The 18287-nt window shown below is 70.1% G+C and carries 13 protein-coding genes and 1 pseudogene; 8 read left to right on the top strand and 6 right to left on the bottom strand.

Annotated elements, in window-relative coordinates:
- Window positions 1-161: 161 nt before the first annotated feature.
- Entirely contained in the window at window positions 162-731 is a 570-nt protein-coding gene (locus AB0G11_RS01240; RefSeq protein WP_219501506.1) for a C40 family peptidase, read from the bottom strand.
- Between the two features lie 359 nt (window positions 732-1090).
- On the opposite strand from AB0G11_RS01240, the gene AB0G11_RS01245 reads away from it, so the two are divergent.
- Window positions 1091-1342, top strand: a complete 252-nt coding sequence (locus AB0G11_RS01245; RefSeq protein WP_219501509.1) for a hypothetical protein — start codon at window positions 1091-1093, stop codon at window positions 1340-1342.
- A gap of 347 nt (window positions 1343-1689) precedes the next feature.
- Window positions 1690-2022, top strand: coding sequence for an STAS domain-containing protein (locus AB0G11_RS01250; protein WP_357583147.1), 333 nt, complete (start codon window positions 1690-1692; stop codon window positions 2020-2022).
- Window positions 2023-2041: 19 nt separating this feature from the next.
- Here AB0G11_RS01250 and AB0G11_RS01255 read toward each other — a convergent pair whose 3' ends face one another.
- The 4 genes from AB0G11_RS01255 to AB0G11_RS01270 form a co-directional block, all read right to left on the bottom strand.
- A complete protein-coding gene (locus AB0G11_RS01255) occupies window positions 2042-4192 on the bottom strand; it encodes a terpene synthase family protein (protein ID WP_357583149.1) in 2151 nt (716 codons plus the stop codon).
- 35 nt (window positions 4193-4227) lie between these two features.
- The gene (locus AB0G11_RS01260; RefSeq protein WP_246644225.1) at window positions 4228-5592 is read right to left on the bottom strand and encodes a family 2B encapsulin nanocompartment shell protein; all 1365 of its coding nucleotides are present in this window, start codon (window positions 5590-5592) and stop codon (window positions 4228-4230) included.
- A 36-nt stretch (window positions 5593-5628) separates the two neighbouring features.
- Window positions 5629-7041 (bottom strand): family 2B encapsulin nanocompartment shell protein, encoded by a 1413-nt coding sequence (locus AB0G11_RS01265; protein WP_219501516.1) that lies wholly within the window; start codon window positions 7039-7041, stop codon window positions 5629-5631.
- A gap of 107 nt (window positions 7042-7148) precedes the next feature.
- Window positions 7149-8198, bottom strand: a complete 1050-nt coding sequence (locus tag AB0G11_RS01270; protein WP_219501518.1) for a polyprenyl synthetase family protein — start codon at window positions 8196-8198, stop codon at window positions 7149-7151.
- Between the two features lie 211 nt (window positions 8199-8409).
- On the opposite strand from AB0G11_RS01270, the pseudogene AB0G11_RS01275 reads away from it, so the two are divergent.
- The 5 genes and pseudogenes from AB0G11_RS01275 (at window position 8410) to AB0G11_RS01295 (ending at window position 12650) form a co-directional block, all read left to right on the top strand.
- A pseudogene (locus tag AB0G11_RS01275) lies at window positions 8410-9592 on the top strand (zinc-dependent alcohol dehydrogenase).
- A 42-nt stretch (window positions 9593-9634) separates the two neighbouring features.
- Window positions 9635-10687 (top strand): NAD-dependent epimerase/dehydratase family protein, encoded by a 1053-nt coding sequence (locus AB0G11_RS01280; RefSeq protein WP_219501521.1) that lies wholly within the window; start codon window positions 9635-9637, stop codon window positions 10685-10687.
- A gap of 88 nt (window positions 10688-10775) precedes the next feature.
- Window positions 10776-11240 carry an ATP-binding protein gene (locus AB0G11_RS01285; RefSeq protein WP_219501523.1) on the top strand — a complete coding sequence of 155 codons (465 nt, stop codon included), beginning with the start codon at window positions 10776-10778 and terminating at the stop codon, window positions 11238-11240.
- Window positions 11241-11329: 89 nt separating this feature from the next.
- Window positions 11330-12235, top strand: a complete 906-nt coding sequence (gene folP, locus AB0G11_RS01290; RefSeq protein WP_357583151.1) for a dihydropteroate synthase — start codon at window positions 11330-11332, stop codon at window positions 12233-12235.
- Window positions 12236-12251: 16 nt separating this feature from the next.
- Window positions 12252-12650 (top strand): DUF1992 domain-containing protein, encoded by a 399-nt coding sequence (locus tag AB0G11_RS01295; protein WP_357583153.1) that lies wholly within the window; start codon window positions 12252-12254, stop codon window positions 12648-12650.
- Between the two features lie 61 nt (window positions 12651-12711).
- Here the strand turns inward: AB0G11_RS01295 and AB0G11_RS01300 are convergent, their stop codons facing one another.
- Window positions 12712-15063 carry a glycoside hydrolase family 6 protein gene (locus tag AB0G11_RS01300; RefSeq protein WP_357583155.1) on the bottom strand — a complete coding sequence of 784 codons (2352 nt, stop codon included), beginning with the start codon at window positions 15061-15063 and terminating at the stop codon, window positions 12712-12714.
- Window positions 15064-15330: 267 nt separating this feature from the next.
- Between AB0G11_RS01300 and AB0G11_RS01305 the strand changes: the two genes are divergently transcribed.
- Window positions 15331-18282, top strand: coding sequence for a glycoside hydrolase family 48 protein (locus AB0G11_RS01305; protein ID WP_357583157.1), 2952 nt, complete (start codon window positions 15331-15333; stop codon window positions 18280-18282).
- The last annotated feature ends 5 nt before the right edge of the window (window positions 18283-18287 follow it).

Consider the following 18287-nt stretch of genomic DNA (forward strand, 5'->3'; position numbering starts at 1 on the left):
GAACCGTCACCCCGCCCGGGTCCCGGTTGAAACGCCGGGACGTTTCCCGGAAGGGCGGCCGTGGATACTCGAGGCCACGGCAGCCCGGTGCGCACCGACGGGCCGGGTGGCGGGCGGCCCGGAGGGCCTGCTCCATCGAGCAGGCCGTCCGGGGCCGCGCGTCAGAGGCCGGCGTCCGCCGCTCTTTCCTCGGTCGGCCGGACGGCTCCCATGAACGTCGGCCGGTCCAGCGGGTCGAGCCGGACGAACGCGCCGGTATAGGGGGCGTGGACCATACGCTCGCGATCGACGGCCAGGCCGACGTGTTCGGGGCCGGAGCGCCGCGGATCGTTGTCGTAAAAGACGAGGTCCCCGGGCCGCACCTGTTCCTTGGGCACGCGGGCACCTGATCGCCACTGCTCCTTCGTGGTGCGGCCGATCAGTTCCCCGGCCGAGGCCCACGCGTACTGCGTGAGGCCGGAGCAGTCGAATCCCTTGGTCTTCGCACCCTTTCCGATGCCGAATCCGGGGCCGTCCACCCCGCCGCCGCCCCATGAGTACGGGACGCCGATCATCTCGATCGCGGCCCGCACCGCGATGGCGCCCGCGGCGGCCCGGTCCGCGTGAAAGGTTTCGGAATAACGCGGCCCGCATTCAGGGCCGCAGTCGCGAGCCACTGCCGGCGCGCAATCCAGCGTGCCGGTGAACACACACGCCAGGGCCATCACGATAAATGTGCGTCTTGCCTCCATGGTCAATCCACCGCTTCTGCGACTCGTTTCACCGGCTCTCGATGCCGGCGCTGCTGTCCCAGAGCTTTCCTCTCGACCGATGGGGACAAAACACCCTTTTGGGGAGGCGAGAGGCGCATATGGCCATAACGTGAAAGAAAATCCGTCAAAGCCACCAGACGAATCCTGATAAATCCGGACATATGGTGGCGCGATGCCCACGACGATTCTCGTGAATCGGTTTTGACCTAGGTTTAGGCGCCTCGCCTTGCCCGTCGAAGCCGCGATACGCGATCGTTGTCCGAGGCATCTCGAAAGCACAGCGAACACAATCGCGATGACGCGCTTTCCGCGCCGATTCCTACGAAGGAGTTCTACAAATGATGCGTCGCATTCTCGCCGGTGCCGCCATCTGCGGTCTCGCGCTCGGCTTCTCCGCGGGCGTGGCCTCGGCCGACGTCGGCCCGAACGTCAGCAACACCGGCCAGCAGATCCTCAGCCAGTTCTCCATCATCGACGACGTGGCGCTGGCCAACGACGTCCTCAACGACTCGGTCAAGTACATCGACGTGCTGACCTTCCTGCACCTGCAGGACGTCGAGGGCAACGTCCTGAGCAACGTCGAGGACTGATCCCGCGGCGCCGGTGGCGCGCACGGCCCGGCCGGCCCGCACCTCCCCGGACGCGGGGAGCCCCGGAGCCGCCGGGTCGTGGCACCAGCGTGTGACAGGCGTACGGGCAATCTGATCGGCCCCGGCACCACCAGTGCCGGGGCTTTCGCATGCCCGGCTCCGGCCCCGATCAGCGGTCCGATGGGAGTGAAACGCTCATCGGACCATTCCTTCTATAAAAGTGCTGTAAACGGTCATTTTTCTCGCGAACATTACAAAGAGAAACATAGTTCGTGTAACCTGGTTCTCGGTTGCCGCTGCTGCGGTGACCGACCCCCGGACTCGGAGCGATGGGGGGTGTGCACCAGATGGAGCGACTGCTCTACCAGGACCAGCAGCTACGGATCGTCGCGCTGGCCGCGCCGCCGGACCCCGCCGTGAGCCTCTGCGGCGAGGTCGACATCACCAACAGCCCCGCGCTTGCCCGCGCGCTGGCCCTGTGGCGTGACGGCTGCCCGCACCTGACCGTCGACACCGCCGCCCTCACGTTCGTCGACCTGTCGGGCATCCGGGTGCTGGCCCTGCCCGCGCTGCCCCCGGCCGAGCGGTGGATCCGCCTGCGCAACGTCACGCCATGCCAGCGCCGCATGCTGGAGCTGATGGGCTGGTTCGACGGATCCCGCCCGGTGGCCGTGCCCTGAAGCCCACCCGAAGGACCGGCTAGAGGATCAGCGCGGCCGACGTGCCGATCCCGGTGGGCCCGGCCAGCTTGGGCCGAGGCGGCCGGTGGTGCCGGCGCAGCGACTCCTCGTCGTAACGGCGGCAGTCGCGGTGCCACACGTAGATGCCCGACATCCAGTTCTCCAGCTCGGTGACGTACTCGGCGACCGCCTTGCGGCCGTCGTCGCCCAGCCCGAGATCGTCGAACACGACCGGCAGCTCGTGCGCGGCCACGTGCTGGAACTGCCGCATCCGCGACTCCAGCAGGTCGACCACGATGCGCAGCGCCGTGTCGCGGTCGCAGCCGAAGAAGCACTGCGTGACCAGCACCCCGTTGTGCAGCTCGCCCTCGTACTCGATCTCCTTCTGGTACGAGTAGACGTCGTTGAGCAGGGTCGCGTAGTCCTGGGCCGAGTTCTCCAGCGAGCGCATCGGCCCGCTGTCGTAGACCTCCTGCGGGATCCGGTCGGCCCGGGCCAGCCGGCACAGGGCCATCGTCAGGTCCGAGCCGAAGGTCAGCCGGCGCATCTCCACGTAGTCGACGGGGTCGGGCACCCGGTTCTCGGCCTGGTTGGCCAGCTCCCACAGCCAGCTCGACGCCATCTTCTCGATAGCCGCCCGGAACGTACGCCGCGCGCCCTGGCTCATCGGCCCGGCCGAGCGCGCCCACAGGTCGGCCAGCGACAGCTCCAGCGGGCTGATGGGCGCCGGGTAGGTGACGCCGTCGAGCGGCATGAACAGCGACAGCCGCTCCACGGTGGCCCGCGCGGCGGCCAGGCTGCGCCCGTGGCCGAACACGACGGGGAAGAAGTCGTCGCCGTAGGTCCCCCACGCCAGCCAGGCCGAGGACAGGTCGAGCTCCTCGGGTGTCGCGTCGGGGTCCAGTCCGGCGGCGCAGAGCGGCAGGTCGTAGTCGATCAGCTTGTCCTCGTCCCACACGGCCGAGCCGGTGATGCCGGGCTGCGCCTCCAGCAGCCCCATCCGGTGCGCCCACGTGACCACGTTGCGCCGGGCGGCCTCCAGGTGCGGTGACAGCTCCGGCGCGAACGGCTGGTAGAGGTCCGGCACCGGCAGCGGCCCGACCTTCTCGTACGGCACGTGCGCGTAGGACCTGACGCGCTTGAGCCCCAGCAGGTCGACGACCGACTTCATGCCGAGCGCCGGGGCGGAGGCGTTCTGGTTCATGTAGCGGCTGGAGCGCAGGTGCCAGGCGTGACCGCCTGACTGCCAGTCCTGCAGCCCCTTGACGTAGGCGAGCACGCCGGCGCAGCTCAGCGGGTCGAGCCCGTGCTCGACGAACAGCGGCCCCAGCTCGACGGCGACGGTGTGCTCGAACTGCTGCAGCCGCGAGGTGAGCAGGTCGTTGACCGCGTCGGCGGCCTCCTGCGTCGAGCAGCCGAGGAACGTCTCCAGCACCAGGATGCCGTTGCTCAGCTCGCCCTCCTCCTGCGTCTCGCGCTGGTAGGAGAAGATGTCGTTGCGCAGGTGGACGGCGTCGGAGAAGGCGTCGCGCAGCACCCGCATCGGCCGCGAGGCGGAGATCACGGCAGGCACCTCGGCGCCCGCCGCGTGCTCGATCAGCCCCGCCGACCAGGGCGCCCCGCCGACTTTGCGGCGCATCTCGATGTACTCGACCGGGTTGGGCACCCGGCCCGCGTTGATGTTGGACAGCTCCCACAGCGACTCGTTCAGCAGGTTGAGGGTGCTCTCCGTGAAACGCGCCCGCCAGTCGGCCGACGTGCCGGGCACCGTGCGCGCCCACAGGTCGGCCAGCCCCGCCTCGACCGGGTTGACCGGCTCGGGGCTCGCGGTGCTCATGAAGGCGGGCAGCCGGTCCAGGTACGCCTTGCCGCCCTCGCGGTCGCCCGTCCGCTTGAACACGTCGAGAAAGTGGTCGTCGAAGAAGAAGACCCACACGTACCAGTCGGTGATCAGGCTGAGCTCGGTGGCGTCGCAGTCAGGATGGGTGTACGCGCACAGCAGCGCGTAGTCGTGCGCGTCGAGGTCGGCCTCCTCCCAGATGCCCGAGCCTTCCAGCATGCCCATCTTCCTGGCCCACTGTTTGGAGTGGGTCCTGGCCTCCTCAAGGTGGGGGTTGAGCCGGGCCGGATACGGGACGTAGAAGTCCGGCAGGTCAAAGGGTTGCGCCATCGTGGCTCCGTTCGGCTGTGAAGATCAGGTGAAGGTCAGCTGTGTACCTCGACGTCCCCGAGCACGCCCAGCGCGTCGGGCACGAGCACTGCGGCCGAGTAATAGGCGCTGACCAGGTAGGTGGTGATCCCCCGCTCGTCGATGCCCATCACCTTCACGCTGAGGCCGGGCCGGTGCTCGTCGGGGACGCCGGTCTGGTGCAGGCCGACGACCCCCTGCTCGTCCTCGCCCGTGCGGATGGCCAGGATCGAGCTGGTGCCGGCCCGGCTGACCGGGATCTTGTCGCAGGGCAGGATCGGCACCCCGCGCCAGGCGGCCAGCGTGCTGCCGTCGAGCACGACGCTGTCCATGTAGACGCCGGCGGCGCTGCACTGCCGGCCGAACGCGGCGATGGCCAGCGGGTTGGCCAGGAAATAGCGGGTCTTGCGCCTGCGGCAGAGCAGGTCGTCGAGGTCGGCGGGGGTGGGCGGCCCGGTGCGGGTGGTCAGCCGCTGTCCCGGGGCGACGTTGTGGAGCAGCCCGAAGTCCGGGTTGTTGACCAGTTCGCGCTCCTGCGCCTCGCGCACCGCCTCGATCGTGAGCCTGAGCTGCTCCTCGGTCTGGTCCATCGGGCTGCTGAACAGGTCGGCGACCCTGGTGTGCATCCTGAGCACCGCCTGGGAGACGCTCAGCTCGTACTCGCGGGGGCCCGGGTCGTAGTCGACGAACGTGCCCGGCAGCACGACCTCGCCGCGGTGCCCGGACAGCAGGTCGATCGCCGCCTCGCCGTACTTGTTGGCCGGGCCGGCCGGTCGCCGCGCGAGGTGCTCGCCCAGCGACGGCCGGCGCGCGGCCAGGTCGTCCAGCGCCTGCCAGGGCAGGGCCAGCACGGCGCAGGCGGTGCGTGCCGCCAGCGTGACCTCCCACGGCGTCGATCGGCTGTCCGCACGGCTGCCGGCGTGGTCGCCGGTCGACAGCATGCCCCGCGCGACGCTGTTGCCGTACGTGCTCGTGCACAGCTTGGCGATCTTGCCGTGGGCGAGCAGGATCAGCTCGTTCTGCGGCGATCCCTCCCTGGCGATCACCTCGCCGCGCACGTACTCGCGCTGCTCGAACATTCCGGCCAGGGACTCCAGCACGTCCCGGTCCTCGTACCCGTGCAGGAAGGGCAGCTCGGTGAGGCTCGGCGGCACCACCCGCAGCCGCGTCCCCGTATGGGAGAAGGCCACCCGGCCGCCGCCCGTCTCGTAGGTGAGGCGGCGGTTCACCCGGTAGGTGCCGGCCGCGAGCTCCACCCAGGGGAGCGCGCGCAGCAGCCAGCGCGGGGAGATCTCCCGCATGTGCGGAGCCGTCTTGGACGTCGTGGCGAGCTTGCGCGCCGCCGCCGTGTCCAGGCTCAGCCGTGCCTCCAACTCCGACAACCGAAACACCACCAATCCCTGGCCGGAAATGCTCTGTTAGTCCTCGCGCCCGATCTCGACGTCCTCCAGCACGGCCAGCGCGTCGGGCACCAGGACGGCGACCGAGTAGTAGGCGCTGACCAGGTAGGACACGACGGCCTTCTCGTTGATGTTCATGAACCTGACCGACAGGCTCGGCTGGTACTCGTCGGGGATGCCGGTCTGGTGCAGGCCGACCACGCCCTGGTTCTCCTGGCCGGTGCGCATGAGCAGCACGGAGCTGGTGCGCCGGCCGGAGACCGGGATCTTGTTGCACGGGAAGATCGGCACGCCCCGCCAGGCGGGCACCCGGTGGCCGTTGACCTCGCTCGACTGCGGGTAGAGGCCGCGCTTGCTGCACTCCCGGCCGAAGGCGGCGATGGTCTGCGGGTGGGCCAGGAAGAACGCCGGCTCCTTCCACACCTTCGCCAGCAGGTCGTCCATGTCGTCGGGGGTGGGCGGGCCGGTGCGGGTGCGCACCCGCTGGCTGAAGTCGGCGTTGTGCAGCAGGCCGAACTCGCGGTTGTTGATCAGCTCGTCCTCCTGACGCTCGCGCAGCGCCTCGACGGTCAGCCTGAGCTGCTGGTCGAGCTGGTTCATCGGCTGGTTGTAGAGGTCGGAGACCCGGCTGTGCACGCGCAGGACGGTCTGGGCGACGCTCAGCTCGTATTCACGCGGGCTCAGCTCGTAGTCGACGAACGTGCCGGGCAGCACGGGCTCGCCGCTGTGCCCGGACGACATGTCGATCGCGGCCTCGCCGTAGTCGTTGCTGGCCCGATCGCTGGCCGCCTGCCACGCCTCCAGGTGCTCGCGCAGGCTTGGCGAGCGGTCCAGCAGTTGCTGGAAGTCCTCCCGCGACAGCGTCAGCACGGTGGTGGCGGTCTTCGCCTTGGCGGAGAACTCCCATTGGCCGCCGCCGGACAGCAACTGCTCGCCGAGGTAGTCGCCGTCGGCGAGCACGCCCAGGTTCTGCGTGTCGCCGTAGGCGCCCTGGGCCTCCTTGCCGACACGTCCGTGCGCGATGAGCACGAGCTGGTCGACCGGCTCGTCCTCACGCACGATCTCCTCGCCGGGCTCGACCTCCCGCTGGGCGAAGCGGTAGGCGAGCGCTTCGAGGACCTCGATGTCGTCGTAGCCGCGCAGCATGGGCAGTTCGGACAGTTCGGCGGGGACGACCCGGACCTCCGAGCCGGTGGTGCTGAAGGTGATGCGGCCGTCGCCCAGCGTGTAGGTCAGGCGGCGGTTGACCCGGTAGACGCCACCGGAGGTCTGCACCCAGGGCAGCAGCTTGAGCAGCCACCGGGAGGTGATCTCCTGCATCTGGGGCGCGGTCTTGGTGGTCGTCGCCAGGTTGCGCGCGGCGTCGGTGCTCAGGCTGAGCTGGTGCCCGTTGCCGTTGACCGGTGCGGTCGATTCTGTCGTTTCTGTCACGTGCTCCACCAATCAGGAGAAGGTTGGACGTTACTGAGAGGAAAGTTCAGTTACGGTCGGTGACCGTCAGTGGGCAGCACGAAGCGCCCGCCGTGCCCGGGGCCGGTCTAGCTGTCGCGGTGCGCCAGCTCGGCTGCCAGGACGGTGAGCGCGACGCGGGCCTCGGCCTCGATGGCCGTGGCGTCGAGGACGCGGACCGCGGTGCGGACCCGATCGTCGATCATCGACTCGACCTCGGCGAGCGCGCCGGTGTCGGTCATGATCTGGCACACCTCGGCGGCGTGCTCCTCGGTCAGGTCGGGGTTGCCGTGCCAGGCGCGCAGGTAGGCGAGCTGGGCGGGCGTGGCCCGCTGGACGGCGTGCGCGTAGAGGACGGTCTGCTTGCCCTCGCGCAGGTCGTCGAGCGCCGACTTGCCGGTCTCGCCCGACGAGCCGAACATGCCGAGCACGTCGTCACGCAGCTGGAACGCCTCGCCCAGCGGCACCCCGAACTCCGAGTAGGCGCGCAGCAGACCGGCCTCGGCCCCGGCGAGCGCGCCGCCGATCTGCAGCGGCCGCTCCACGGTGTACTTGGCCGTCTTGTAGCGGATCGTGGTCAGCGCCTGCTCGACGCTGACGCCGGCCCGGAGCTGGGCGAGGATGTCCAGATACTGGCCGCTGATGACCTCGGTGCGCATCGTGTCGAACAGGTGGTGGGCCGCCCGCAGCCGGACGGGCTCCACCCCGCACGACGACAGCAGCGTGTCGGACCAGGCGAGGCTGAGCGTGCCGAGCAGGATGCCGCCCGCCCGGCCGAACGCCTCGGCGCCGGGCCCGGAGTGCAGCCGGGCCAGGCTGCGGTGGACCGTGGCCTGGCCGCGGCGCAGATCGCTGCCGTCCATGATGTCGTCGTGGATGAGCAGGCCCGCGTGGCACAGCTCAAGGGCGGCCGCCGCGCTGATGATCTCGTCGCAGTCGTCGCCGCCGGCTCCCCGCCACCCCCAGTAGCACAGCTGCGGGCGGATGCGCTTGCCGCCGCCCAGGATGAACTCGACGAGCAACCGGTAGGCCGCCACCACGTCCGGGTCCGAGACCGGCGCCTGCCACTCGTCGAGGAAGCCGATCAGGCGGTCGTCGATCCGCGGCCCCAGCAAGTTGGGGGTGAAGCTCACCGTCATGGTGCCGGGCTCCTTCTGTCTACCGTTCGCTACCAGTAGTTACTCACCGAATACGGAGGGTGTAAAGCATGTTTACCGGATGGAGTTTTTCCGGACTGAAGAACGCCTGGTCCGAGGGTTTGTCATGACACCTGGAGGCGATTCGCGCTCCCCGGCCTAGGGGTGCTTTGTGGGGGTATGCGGCTCGTGAAGCCGATCCTGAGGAGTTGCCATGAAGGCCGTCACCTGGCACGGCAAGCGCGACGTCCGGGTCGAGGACGTCCCCGACCCGCAGATCAAGGAACCGAACGACGCCGTCATCAAGGTCACCACGACCGGCCTGTGCGGCTCCGACCTGCACCTGTACGAGGTGCTCGGGCCGTTCATGACCCAGGGCGACATCCTCGGCCACGAGCCGATGGGCATCGTCGAGGAGGTCGGCTCGCAGGTCACCACGCTCAGGCCGGGCGACCGGGTGGTGATCCCGTTCAACATCTCCTGCGGCCACTGCCACATGTGCGGCATGGAGCTGTACGCCCAGTGCGAGACCACCCAGGTCCGCGAGCACGGCATGGGCGCCGCGCTGTTCGGCTACACCAAGCTGTACGGCCAGGTGCCGGGCGGCCAGGCCGAGTACCTGCGGGTGCCGCAGGCCCAGTTCGGCCCGATCAAGGTGCCGAACGGGCCGCCCGACGAGCGGTTCGTCTACCTGTCGGACGTGCTGCCCACCGCCTGGCAGGCCGTCCAGTACGCGCACCTGCCCGACGGGGGCAGCCTCACGGTCTTCGGGCTCGGCCCCATCGGCCAGATGTGCGCCCGCATCGCCCGCCACCTCGGCCACCGGGTCATCGGCGTCGACGGCGTGCCCGAGCGGCTGGAGATGGCCCGCCGACACGGCGTCGAGGTCGTCGACGCGAGCGAGACCACCGACGTGCCGGAGGCGGTCAGGCAGCTCACCTCGGGGGCGCGGCACCGACTCGGTGATCGACGCCGTCGGCATGGAGGCGCACGGCTCGCCCGCCGCCAAGCTGGCCCAGACGATGACGGGCGCGCTGCCCGACGCGCTGGCCGCCCAGCTCATGAGCCACGCGGGCGTGGACCGCCTCGCCGCACTCAACCAGGCCATCGACACCGTACGGCGCGGCGGCGTGATCTCCGTCATCGGCGTCTACGGCGGTATGACCGACCCGATGCCGATGCTGCGCATGTTCGACAAGGGCATCTCGCTGCGGATGGGCCAGGCGCACGTCAGGCGGTGGGTCGGCGCGCTGATGCCGCTGGTCACCGACGACGCCGATCCGCTCGGCGTGATGGACCTGGCCACGCACCGGGTCCCGTTGCAGCGGGCGCCGGAGGCGTACGAGATGTTCCAGAAGAAGCGGGACGGCGCGATCAAGGTGCTGATCGAACCCTGACCAGCGCGTTTCGTCCCTTTCTGACGGGGCAGGCGGTGCGCCATGAGAGTCGTGGTGGTGGGTGCGACGGGCAACGTCGGCACGAGCGTGATCCGGGCCCTGGAAGCCGACGAGAGCGTGACGTCCATCGTCGGCGTCGCCCGCAGGCTGCCCGGCTGGCGTCCCGGCCGCACCGAATGGGTCAAGGCGGACGTCGTCACCAGCGATCTCGCGCAGATCTTCGACGGCGCCGCCGCGGTCGTGCACCTGGCCTGGCTGTTCCAGCCGACCCGCGACGCCACCGCGACCTGGCGGGCCAACGTGCTCGGCAGCATGCGGGTCTTCCAGGCCGTCGCCCAGGCGGGCGTGCCCGCGCTGGTCCACGCCTCATCCGTCGGCGCGTACTCGCCCGGCCCGAAGGAGGTGCGGGTCGACGAGACCTGGCCCACCCACGGCTACCCGGGGGCCGCGTACGGGCGCGAGAAGGCGTACGTGGAGCGGGTGCTGGACGTGTTCGAGCACGACAACCCGGGCGTCCGGGTGGTGCGGATGCGGCCGGGCTTCATCTTCCAGCGGCAGGCGGCGACCGAGCAGCGCAGGCTGTTCGCCGGGCCGCTGCTGCCGCGCAGGCTGGTCAGGGCGGGCCGGATCCCGTTCGTGCCCGACATCCCCGGGCTCAAGATGCAGATCCTGCACGCCGACGACGCCGCCGAGGCCTACCGCCTGGCCGTCACCAAGCCCGTCACCGGCGCGTTCAACCTGGCCGCCGAGCCGGTGCTCGGCCCGGCCGAGCTCGCCGAGCTGCTCGGCGCCAGGACCGTGCCGATCCCGGCCGGGGTCGCGCGGGCCGCCGTCGCCGCCGGCTGGCACCTGCGGCTCATCCCCGCCGCGCCCGGCCTGCTGGAGCTGGCGCTGCGCATCCCGCTGATGAACGTGGACCGCGCCCGCCACGTGCTCGGCTGGACGCCCAGGCACTCGGCGCCCGACGCGATCAAGGCGCTGCTGGAGGGCCTGCACGACGGCGCCGGCATGGACACCGCGCCGCTCGCCCCCGACAGCGCGCCGAGGCGGCTGCGTGAGTTCGCCACCGGGATCGGCGGGCGGTCGAAGGTGTGAAGCCCGGCTGTCAGGGCAGTGGGGAGCCTTGTGAGGTCCAGAAGCGCGGCCCGCCGATGACGAGGAACGTCGCTAGGAAGCTGCTGCCATGCGCACGCTCATGACCCAGCCCATCAGCCGCCGGGAGGTCACCGGAATCCGGCAGGCCGTCGCCCGGCACGCATCAGGGGCCGGACTGGCCGGCCCGAGGCTTGAGGACTTCGTCCTCGCCGTTCACGAGAGCGTCATCAACGTCGTGACGCACGCCGGCGGGCACGGCACGCTCAGACTGTGGACGGCCGACGGCGTCCTGCGCGCCCAGACCGCGGACCGGGGCTCCGGCATCCCCAACGGCTACGTCGAGGGCCGTCACCGCCCGCCCGACACCTCTGGCACCGGCCGCGGCATCTTCCTGATCAAACGGCTGTGCGACGACGCCGACTTCCACACCGGTCCCTGCGGAACCGTCGTCGATCTCGCCATGCGCCTGCCCCGGCGCCCGTGCGCGTCCCGCCCCCGGATGAGGCGCATCCGCGTCGGCACCGACAGCCACCGCATGCGCTTCACCGCCTGACATTTCACCGCCCGACACGGCCGGAAGCCCGGCCTCCCCGGAAGGTAGGCTGCCAAGCAGGTGGCCCGAGCTCGTAAGGGGATGGTGTCGTGACCGGTGGAGTGAGCACTGCCCCGCCCGAGATGTCCCACCCGGTGCGGCGGATCGGGCGGCGCGAGTTCGACTTCCGGCGACAGGTGGCGATCATGGCGATCGTCAACCGCACCCCCAACTCCTTCCACGACCAGGGTCGGACCTTCGCCCTCGAACGGGCCGTCGAGGCGGCGTCGCGAGCGGTCGAGCAGGGCGCCGACTGGGTCGACATCGGCGGGTTCGCCTTCAGCGCCGCCCAGGCCGAGATCGGCGTCGAGGAGGAGATCGACCGCGTCGTGCCGGTGATCTCCGAGGTGCGGCGCGTCACCGACGCGGTGATCAGCGTCGACACCCACCGCGCGGCCGTCGCCGAGGCCGCGATCGCCGCGGGCGCCGACGTGCTCAACGACACCAACGGGCTGCGCGAGCCCGGCATCGCCGAGGTCGCCGCCCGCACCGGCGTCACCGTGGTCGTCACCCACAGCCTGGGCGGGCCGGGGCGCCGGGTGTTCAGGCCCGACTACGCCGACATCGTCACCGACGTCACCGCCTACCTGCGCGAGCGGGTGGAGGCCGCGCTGGCGGCGGGGATCGCCCCCGACCGCATCGTCATCGACCCGGGCCACGACCTCAACAAGAACACCTACCACTCGCTGGAGCTGATGCGCCGGCTGGACGAGGTCGCCGCCGTCGGCTACCCGCTGCTGGTGGCGCTGTCCAACAAGGACTTCATCGGGGAGAGCATCGGCCGCCCGCAGGGGGAGCGGACCGAGGGCACCATCGCCGCCAACGTGATGGCGATCCTGCGCGGGGCGCGGATCGTCCGGGTGCACGACGTGCCCGCGACCGTGGCGTCCGTGCGGATGACTGAGGCGATGCTGGGCTGGCGGCCGCCCGCCGCCCCGCACCACAACCTCGCGTAGGGAGAAGGGACCAGGGGTGACCGAGCGCAAGCCGGGCGGGATGCAGTTCGAGAGCTGGGTGGACCGGCAGATCAGGGAAGCCCAGGAACGCGGCGAGTTCGACGACCTGCCGGGCGCCGGCAAGCCGCTCCCCGGGGCCGACAAGCCGTACGACGAGCACTGGTGGATCAAGCAGAAGCTGGAGAGCGAGGGGCTGTCGATGCCGCTCCCGCCGAGCCTGCAACTGCGCAAGGACGCCGAACAGGCGCTCGCGGCCGCCGCCGAGGCCAGGTCCGAGGGGGAGGTCCGGCTGATCGTCAACGAGATCAACGACCGGATCCGCGAGGCCATCAGGACCGGGCTGTCCGGCCCGCCGCACAACCTCGTCCCGTACGACGTCGAGCGGATCGTGTCGGAGTGGCGCAGCAGGGGCTGACACATGGTTACAGGGCCCAGGCCGGGGGTTGATCCGGCGGCCTGGGCCCTGTGATCAGGGGTTAGGACAGCGGCGGGTAGGCGTTCTGCACGAGCTGGCGGAACTGGGCCGAGAACCACTGGCCGGAGATCGGCGCGTCAGCGAGCGCGCCGGACATGTTGTGACCGTTGAGGTCGTTGCCGGTGTAGGTCGGGTCGCACATCCGGTCGAACCTCTTGCCCTCGGTGTTCGGGATCTCCTTGCTGGAGCCGTCCGACTCGCCCGGAGGCTTGATCCACACGTAGGCGTCGAAGCCCGGCTCGGGGTTGGCCGTCGGCCGCATCCCGATGCCCGCGCCGCTCTGGTTGCACCAGTTGCCGGCGTGCAGGCGGCGGTCGACGCGCGACTCGTTGACGAAGGTGTCCACGTTGGTCGCGGTGCTCGGGCCGGACGGGCGGGCGCTGCCGCCCCAGCCGTTGCGCGAGGTGTCGACGAGCATGCCGAGCCCGGAGCGGAAGCCCTTGGCGATCAGGGCGTTGCGCAGGGCGGTGGCGAAGGTGTGCTCGTCGACGTAGTAGTTCCAGTCGACCCACTTGGACTGGCGGACCGTGGTGCCGTTCACCGTCGTGTTGATGGTGAAGTGCGGCTCCTTGAGCGCGGAGTAGTTGGCGGTGTTGACGATGAAGCCGTCCACGCTGTCCACGCCCGCCGCGGTGCCGGTGACGGTGCGATGGAACAGGTCGACCGACGGCTGGAAGTTCGAGTCCCAGCCGAGCCAGGCGTGGTGGGCGGCGTCGACGTAGGTGTAGACGTTGGTGATCGCGTGCAGCTTGTCGAGCGCGTAGCGGACGCCGTCGACGTAGCCGCCGGGGCCGTTGGCCTCGCGGCAGTCGGCGAAGGTGTTGATGTTGGTCACCAGGTTGGGCAGCGAGTCGGGCTCGATGATCGTGACGATGCGCAGGTTGGCGTACTGCGGGTCGTCGAGGATGTCGGCGATCGGGTCGATGTACTCGGCCTTGTAGCGGTTGAAGCCGTTCTCGGAGATGCGGAGCTCGCCGTTGGAGGCCAGGGCGGAGCAGTCGCGGTTGGGCAGGTTGTAGACGACGACCTGGATGGTCAGCGGCGTGGCGCCGTTGGCGGCGTCCTGCCGCACGGCCTCGTCCATGTGCTCACGCAGGCCCAGGGCGTCGCCGGGGCCCTCGATGGCGGCGATGCGGTCCATCCACACGGCGGTCGAGGTGTTGGCGATGGCGGCGCCGCCCGGCTCGGCGGCGGCCTTCGTCGACCAGCTCGGGTTGACGTAGCCGGTGGCTCCGGCGTACGGGTTCTCGACGTGGACGGGGGTGGTGTCGCCGTCGTCGTCGGCCTCGGTGGCGGTGACCGTGCGGGAGGTCAGGCCGGTGGAGGCGACGGTGAACGTCCGGGTGCCGTTGACCTCGTCGGAGTCCTGGGCGGCGGCCAGGGTCACGGTCTGCGGCGTGTTCCAGTTGGCCGTGCTGAACGACAGGGAGGCGCCGGAGCTCACGGTGAGGTCGGCGTCGCCGCTGCCGGCCGTCGTGGTGACGGTGACGCCGGAGGACGGCTGGGTGGCCAGGCGGACGGTGTAGGCGCCGGTGGCGCCCTCGGGGACGGTCACGGACGTCGGGGTGACGATGAGCGACTGCTCCTGGGTGCTGTCGTCGTCGACCTCGGTGGCGTTGACCGTGGTCGAGGTGACGCCGGTGCCGCCGACTGTGAAGACCGCGGTGCCCGCCGTCGTGTCGGCGTCCTGCGCGGCGGCCAGGGTGACCGTCTGCGCGGTGTTCCAGTTCGACGGGGTGAAGGTGAGCGAGGCGCCGGAGGTGACGCTCAGGTCGGCGTCGCCGCTGGTCCGCGAGGTGCTGACGGTCACGTTCGAGGAGGGGGCGGCTGACAGCTTGGCGGTGAAGGTGGCGGTGCCGCCCTCGTTGACGGCGACGGAGCTGGCGGAGGTGACGACCGCGGGGGTCTCACCGCCGGGGCCGCCGCAGGTGGTGCCGTTCACGGTGAACGTGGTCGGGTTGGGGTTGGTGCCGGACCAGGTGCCGTTGAAGCCGATGGTGGTGCTGGCCCCGGTGGCGAGGGCGCCGTTCCACGGCATGTTCTTGGCGGTGACCCGGGTGCCCGACTGGCTAATCTCCGCGCCCCACCCGCTGGGGGTGTACTTCTGGGTGGTGGTGGGGAAGTCGAAGGCCAGCGTCCAGCCGTTGAGGGGGTCGCCCAGGTTCTTCAGCGTGAGGTTCGCGGTGAAACCTCCCTGACCAGGGCTGGATGTCCACGAGTTGGGGGTGTACACGACGTCGCAGGAGACCGCGGCGTGGGCGGCGGTCGTCTGCCCGGCGACGAGACCGGCGGCCGCGACACAGGTGGCTGTCGCGGTGACGGCCCATCTCCGAAGGCCGCGTAGGAGTTTCACGGATCATCATCTCCTGTGGTGAGTGGGAGCGCTCCCATAGTGGGCGGCCATTCATAAATGTGTACAGCGACCGGTGGCCCGCCGAGGCCCCGGCGGGCCACACGCTCGCGCGATGCCAGGCAAGCACCGTGAAACTTTCATGCCACGCAGGCAGGTGAGAGGAAATCCGGCCGTCACCCGGACGCCATTTCGTTGACATCTCCTCCTCGCCGAAGCGCACAATGCGGCATGGGAGCGCTCCCACCCCCCTACTCCCATGGAGAAACCGTGAGTCACAGACCCCGCCCCTTCCTCACGCGCCTGGCCAGGCGGTTATCCGCGGCCGCGGCGCTGGTCCTGGTGGCGAGCACCACCACGGTGCTCGCCCAGACCCCCGCCAGCGCGGCCGTCGCCTGCGAGGTGACTTACACCGCCAACCAGTGGAACAGCGGCTCGAACCAGGGCGGCTTCACCGCCAGCGTGGCCATCAAGAACCTCGGCGACCCGCTCACGAACTGGACGCTGACCTTCGACTTCCCGACCACGGGACAGAAGTACGACCAGGGCTGGAGCGCCACCTGGAGCCAGTCGGGCACCCGGGTGACCGCCAAGAACATGCCGTGGAACGGCGCCCTCGCCACCGGGGCCAGCACCTCCATCGGCTTCAACGGCTCCTGGACCGGCAGCAACCCGGCCCCCACCTCGTTCGCGATCAACGGCACCACCTGCGGCGGCGAGGACGACAACGAGGCGCCCACGGTCTCCCTGACCTCGCCCACGGCCGGCCAGACGTTCACCGCCCCGGCCACCGTGCCGATCGCGGCGACCGCCGCCGACTCCGACGGCACGGTCTCCAAGGTCGACTTCTACCAGGGCTCCACCCTGCTGGGCACCGACACCAGCGCGCCCTACACCTACAACTGGCAGAACGTGGCCGCCGGCAGCTATTCGATCACCGCCAGGGCCACCGACAACGACGGCGCCACCACGAACTCCGCGCCCGTCGGCATCGCCGTCGGCTCCGACAGCACGCCGGCGCTCGTCGTGAGCCCGCAGTCCGTGGCCGTACCGGAGACCGGCACCGCCACGTTCTCCGTCAAGCTCTCGCGCCAGCCGGCCGCGAGCGTGACCGTGAACACCGCGCGGGCCAGCGGTGACGCCGACCTGACCGTCAGCGCCGGGGCCGGCCGCACCTTCACCACGGCCAACTGGAACACCGCCCAGACCGTCACGCTGTCGGCCGCCGACGACGCCGACACCTCCGCCGGCACCGCGGTGTTCAGGGTGAGCGCCACCGGCTACGACCCGGTCGACGTCACCGCCACCGAGGCGGACGACGACCTGCCCGGCGGCGACAACGAGTACATCCAGCGCTTCACTGAGATGTACAACGACCTGCACGACCCCGCCAACGGCTACTTCTCGCCCGAGGGCGTGCCGTACCACTCGGTGGAGACGTTCATGGTCGAGGCGCCCGACCACGGGCACGAGACCACCTCCGAGGCCTACAGCTACTACCTGTGGCTGGAGGCGGTCTACGGCCAGGTGACCGGCGACTGGACGAAGTTCAACGACGCCTGGGAGTCGATGGAGACGTACATCATCCCGGCGACCAGGGACCAGCCGACGAACTCCTTCTACAACCCGGCCAAGCCGGCCACGTACGCGGCCGAGCACCTGGAGATCAGCAACTACCCGTCGCAGATCGACCAGGGCGTCAGCGTGGGCTCCGACCCGATCGCCAACGAGCTGCAGACCGCGTACGGCACCCGTGACGTCTACGGCATGCACTGGCTGCTCGACGTGGACAACACCTACGGCTTCGGCCGCTGCGGCGACGGCACCACCAAGCCCGCCTACATCAACACCTACCAGCGCGGCCCGGAGGAGTCGGTCTTCGAGACGATCCCGCAGCCGTCCTGCGACACCTTCGCGCACGGCGGCACCAACGGCTACCTGGACCTGTTCATCAAGGACTCCTCCTACGCCAAGCAGTGGAAGTACACCAACGCCCCGGACGCCGACGCGCGCGCGGTGCAGGTGGCGTACTGGGCGCTGACCTGGGCCAAGGCGCAGGGCAAGGCGGACCAGATCTCCGCGACCGTGGAGAAGGCCGCCAAGATGGGCGACTACCTGCGTTACGCCATGTACGACAAGTACTTCAAGCAGCCGGGCTGCACCAGCCCGTCGTGCCCGGCCGGCACCGGCAAGAACTCCGCCAGCTACCTGCTGTCCTGGTACTACGCCTGGGGCGGCGCGACCGACTCCAACGCCGGCTGGGCCTGGCGGATCGGCTCCAGCCACAACCACTCCGGCTATCAGAACCCGTTCGCGGCCTGGGCGCTGTCGAACGTGGCCGAGCTGCGGCCGGAGAGCGCGACCGGCGCCACCGACTGGAGCACCAGCCTCACCCGGCAGCTCCAGTTCTACACCTGGCTGCAGTCGGCCGAAGGCGCCATCGCCGGCGGCGCGACCAACAGCTGGAACGGACACTACGCCACGCCTCCGGCGAACCTGCCCAAGTTCCACGGCATGGCCTACGACTGGCAGCCGGTCTACCATGACCCGCCGTCGAACCAGTGGTTCGGCTTCCAGGCGTGGACCATGGAGCGGGTGGCCGAGCTGTACAACGTCACCGGCAACGCCGACGCCAAGGCCCTGCTCGACAAGTGGGTGGCCTGGGCGCTCGACAACACCACGGTCGGCGCCGGCGGCGACTACCAGATCCCGTCCACGCTGCGCTGGACCGGCCAGCCGGCGGGCAACTTCAACGCCACGTCCGGCATGCCGCCGGCCAACCCCGACCTGCACGTCGAGGTCGTCAACCACACCCAGGACGTCGGCGTGGCCGGCTCCTACGCCAAGGTGCTGATGTACTACGCGGCCCGGGCGAACCACGCCGAGGCCCGTGACACGGCCAAGGCGCTGCTCGACGCCGTGTGGGAGAACCGCGACGACAAGGGCGTCTCGGTCGAGGAGACCAAGACCGACTACCAGCGCATCGACGACCCGGTCCACGTGCCCGCGGGCTGGACCGGCACGATGCCGAACGGCGACCCGATCAACTCGGACTCGACGTTCCTGTCGATCAGGTCCTTCTACGAGAACGACCCCGACTGGCCCGAGGTCAAGGCCTACCTGGACGGCACCGGGCCGGCTCCCACGTTCAACTACCACCGCTTCTGGGCGCAGGTCGACGTGGCCGTCGCCCTGGCGGAGTTCGGACGGCTCTTCCCGTGAACAAC

The organism is Nonomuraea sp. NPDC023979, from assembly GCF_040639085.1.
Lineage (GTDB): Bacteria > Actinomycetota > Actinomycetes > Streptosporangiales > Streptosporangiaceae > Nonomuraea > Nonomuraea ceibae.

What these genes read in the sequence shown, in the direction of transcription:
- AB0G11_RS01245 (WP_219501509.1), top strand. Translation starts at nt 1,091, where the DNA reads ATGATGCGTCGCATTCTCGCCGGTGCCGCCATCTGCGGTCTCGCGCTC.
- AB0G11_RS01270 (WP_219501518.1), bottom strand. Translation starts at nt 8,198, where the DNA reads ATGACGGTGAGCTTCACCCCCAACTTGCTGGGGCCGCGGATCGACGAC.
- AB0G11_RS01280 (WP_219501521.1), top strand. Translation starts at nt 9,635, where the DNA reads ATGAGAGTCGTGGTGGTGGGTGCGACGGGCAACGTCGGCACGAGCGTG.
- AB0G11_RS01250 (WP_357583147.1), top strand. Translation starts at nt 1,690, where the DNA reads ATGGAGCGACTGCTCTACCAGGACCAGCAGCTACGGATCGTCGCGCTG.
- AB0G11_RS01285 (WP_219501523.1), top strand. Translation starts at nt 10,776, where the DNA reads ATGCGCACGCTCATGACCCAGCCCATCAGCCGCCGGGAGGTCACCGGA.
- AB0G11_RS01240 (WP_219501506.1), bottom strand. Translation starts at nt 731, where the DNA reads ATGGAGGCAAGACGCACATTTATCGTGATGGCCCTGGCGTGTGTGTTC.
- AB0G11_RS01255 (WP_357583149.1), bottom strand. Translation starts at nt 4,192, where the DNA reads ATGGCGCAACCCTTTGACCTGCCGGACTTCTACGTCCCGTATCCGGCC.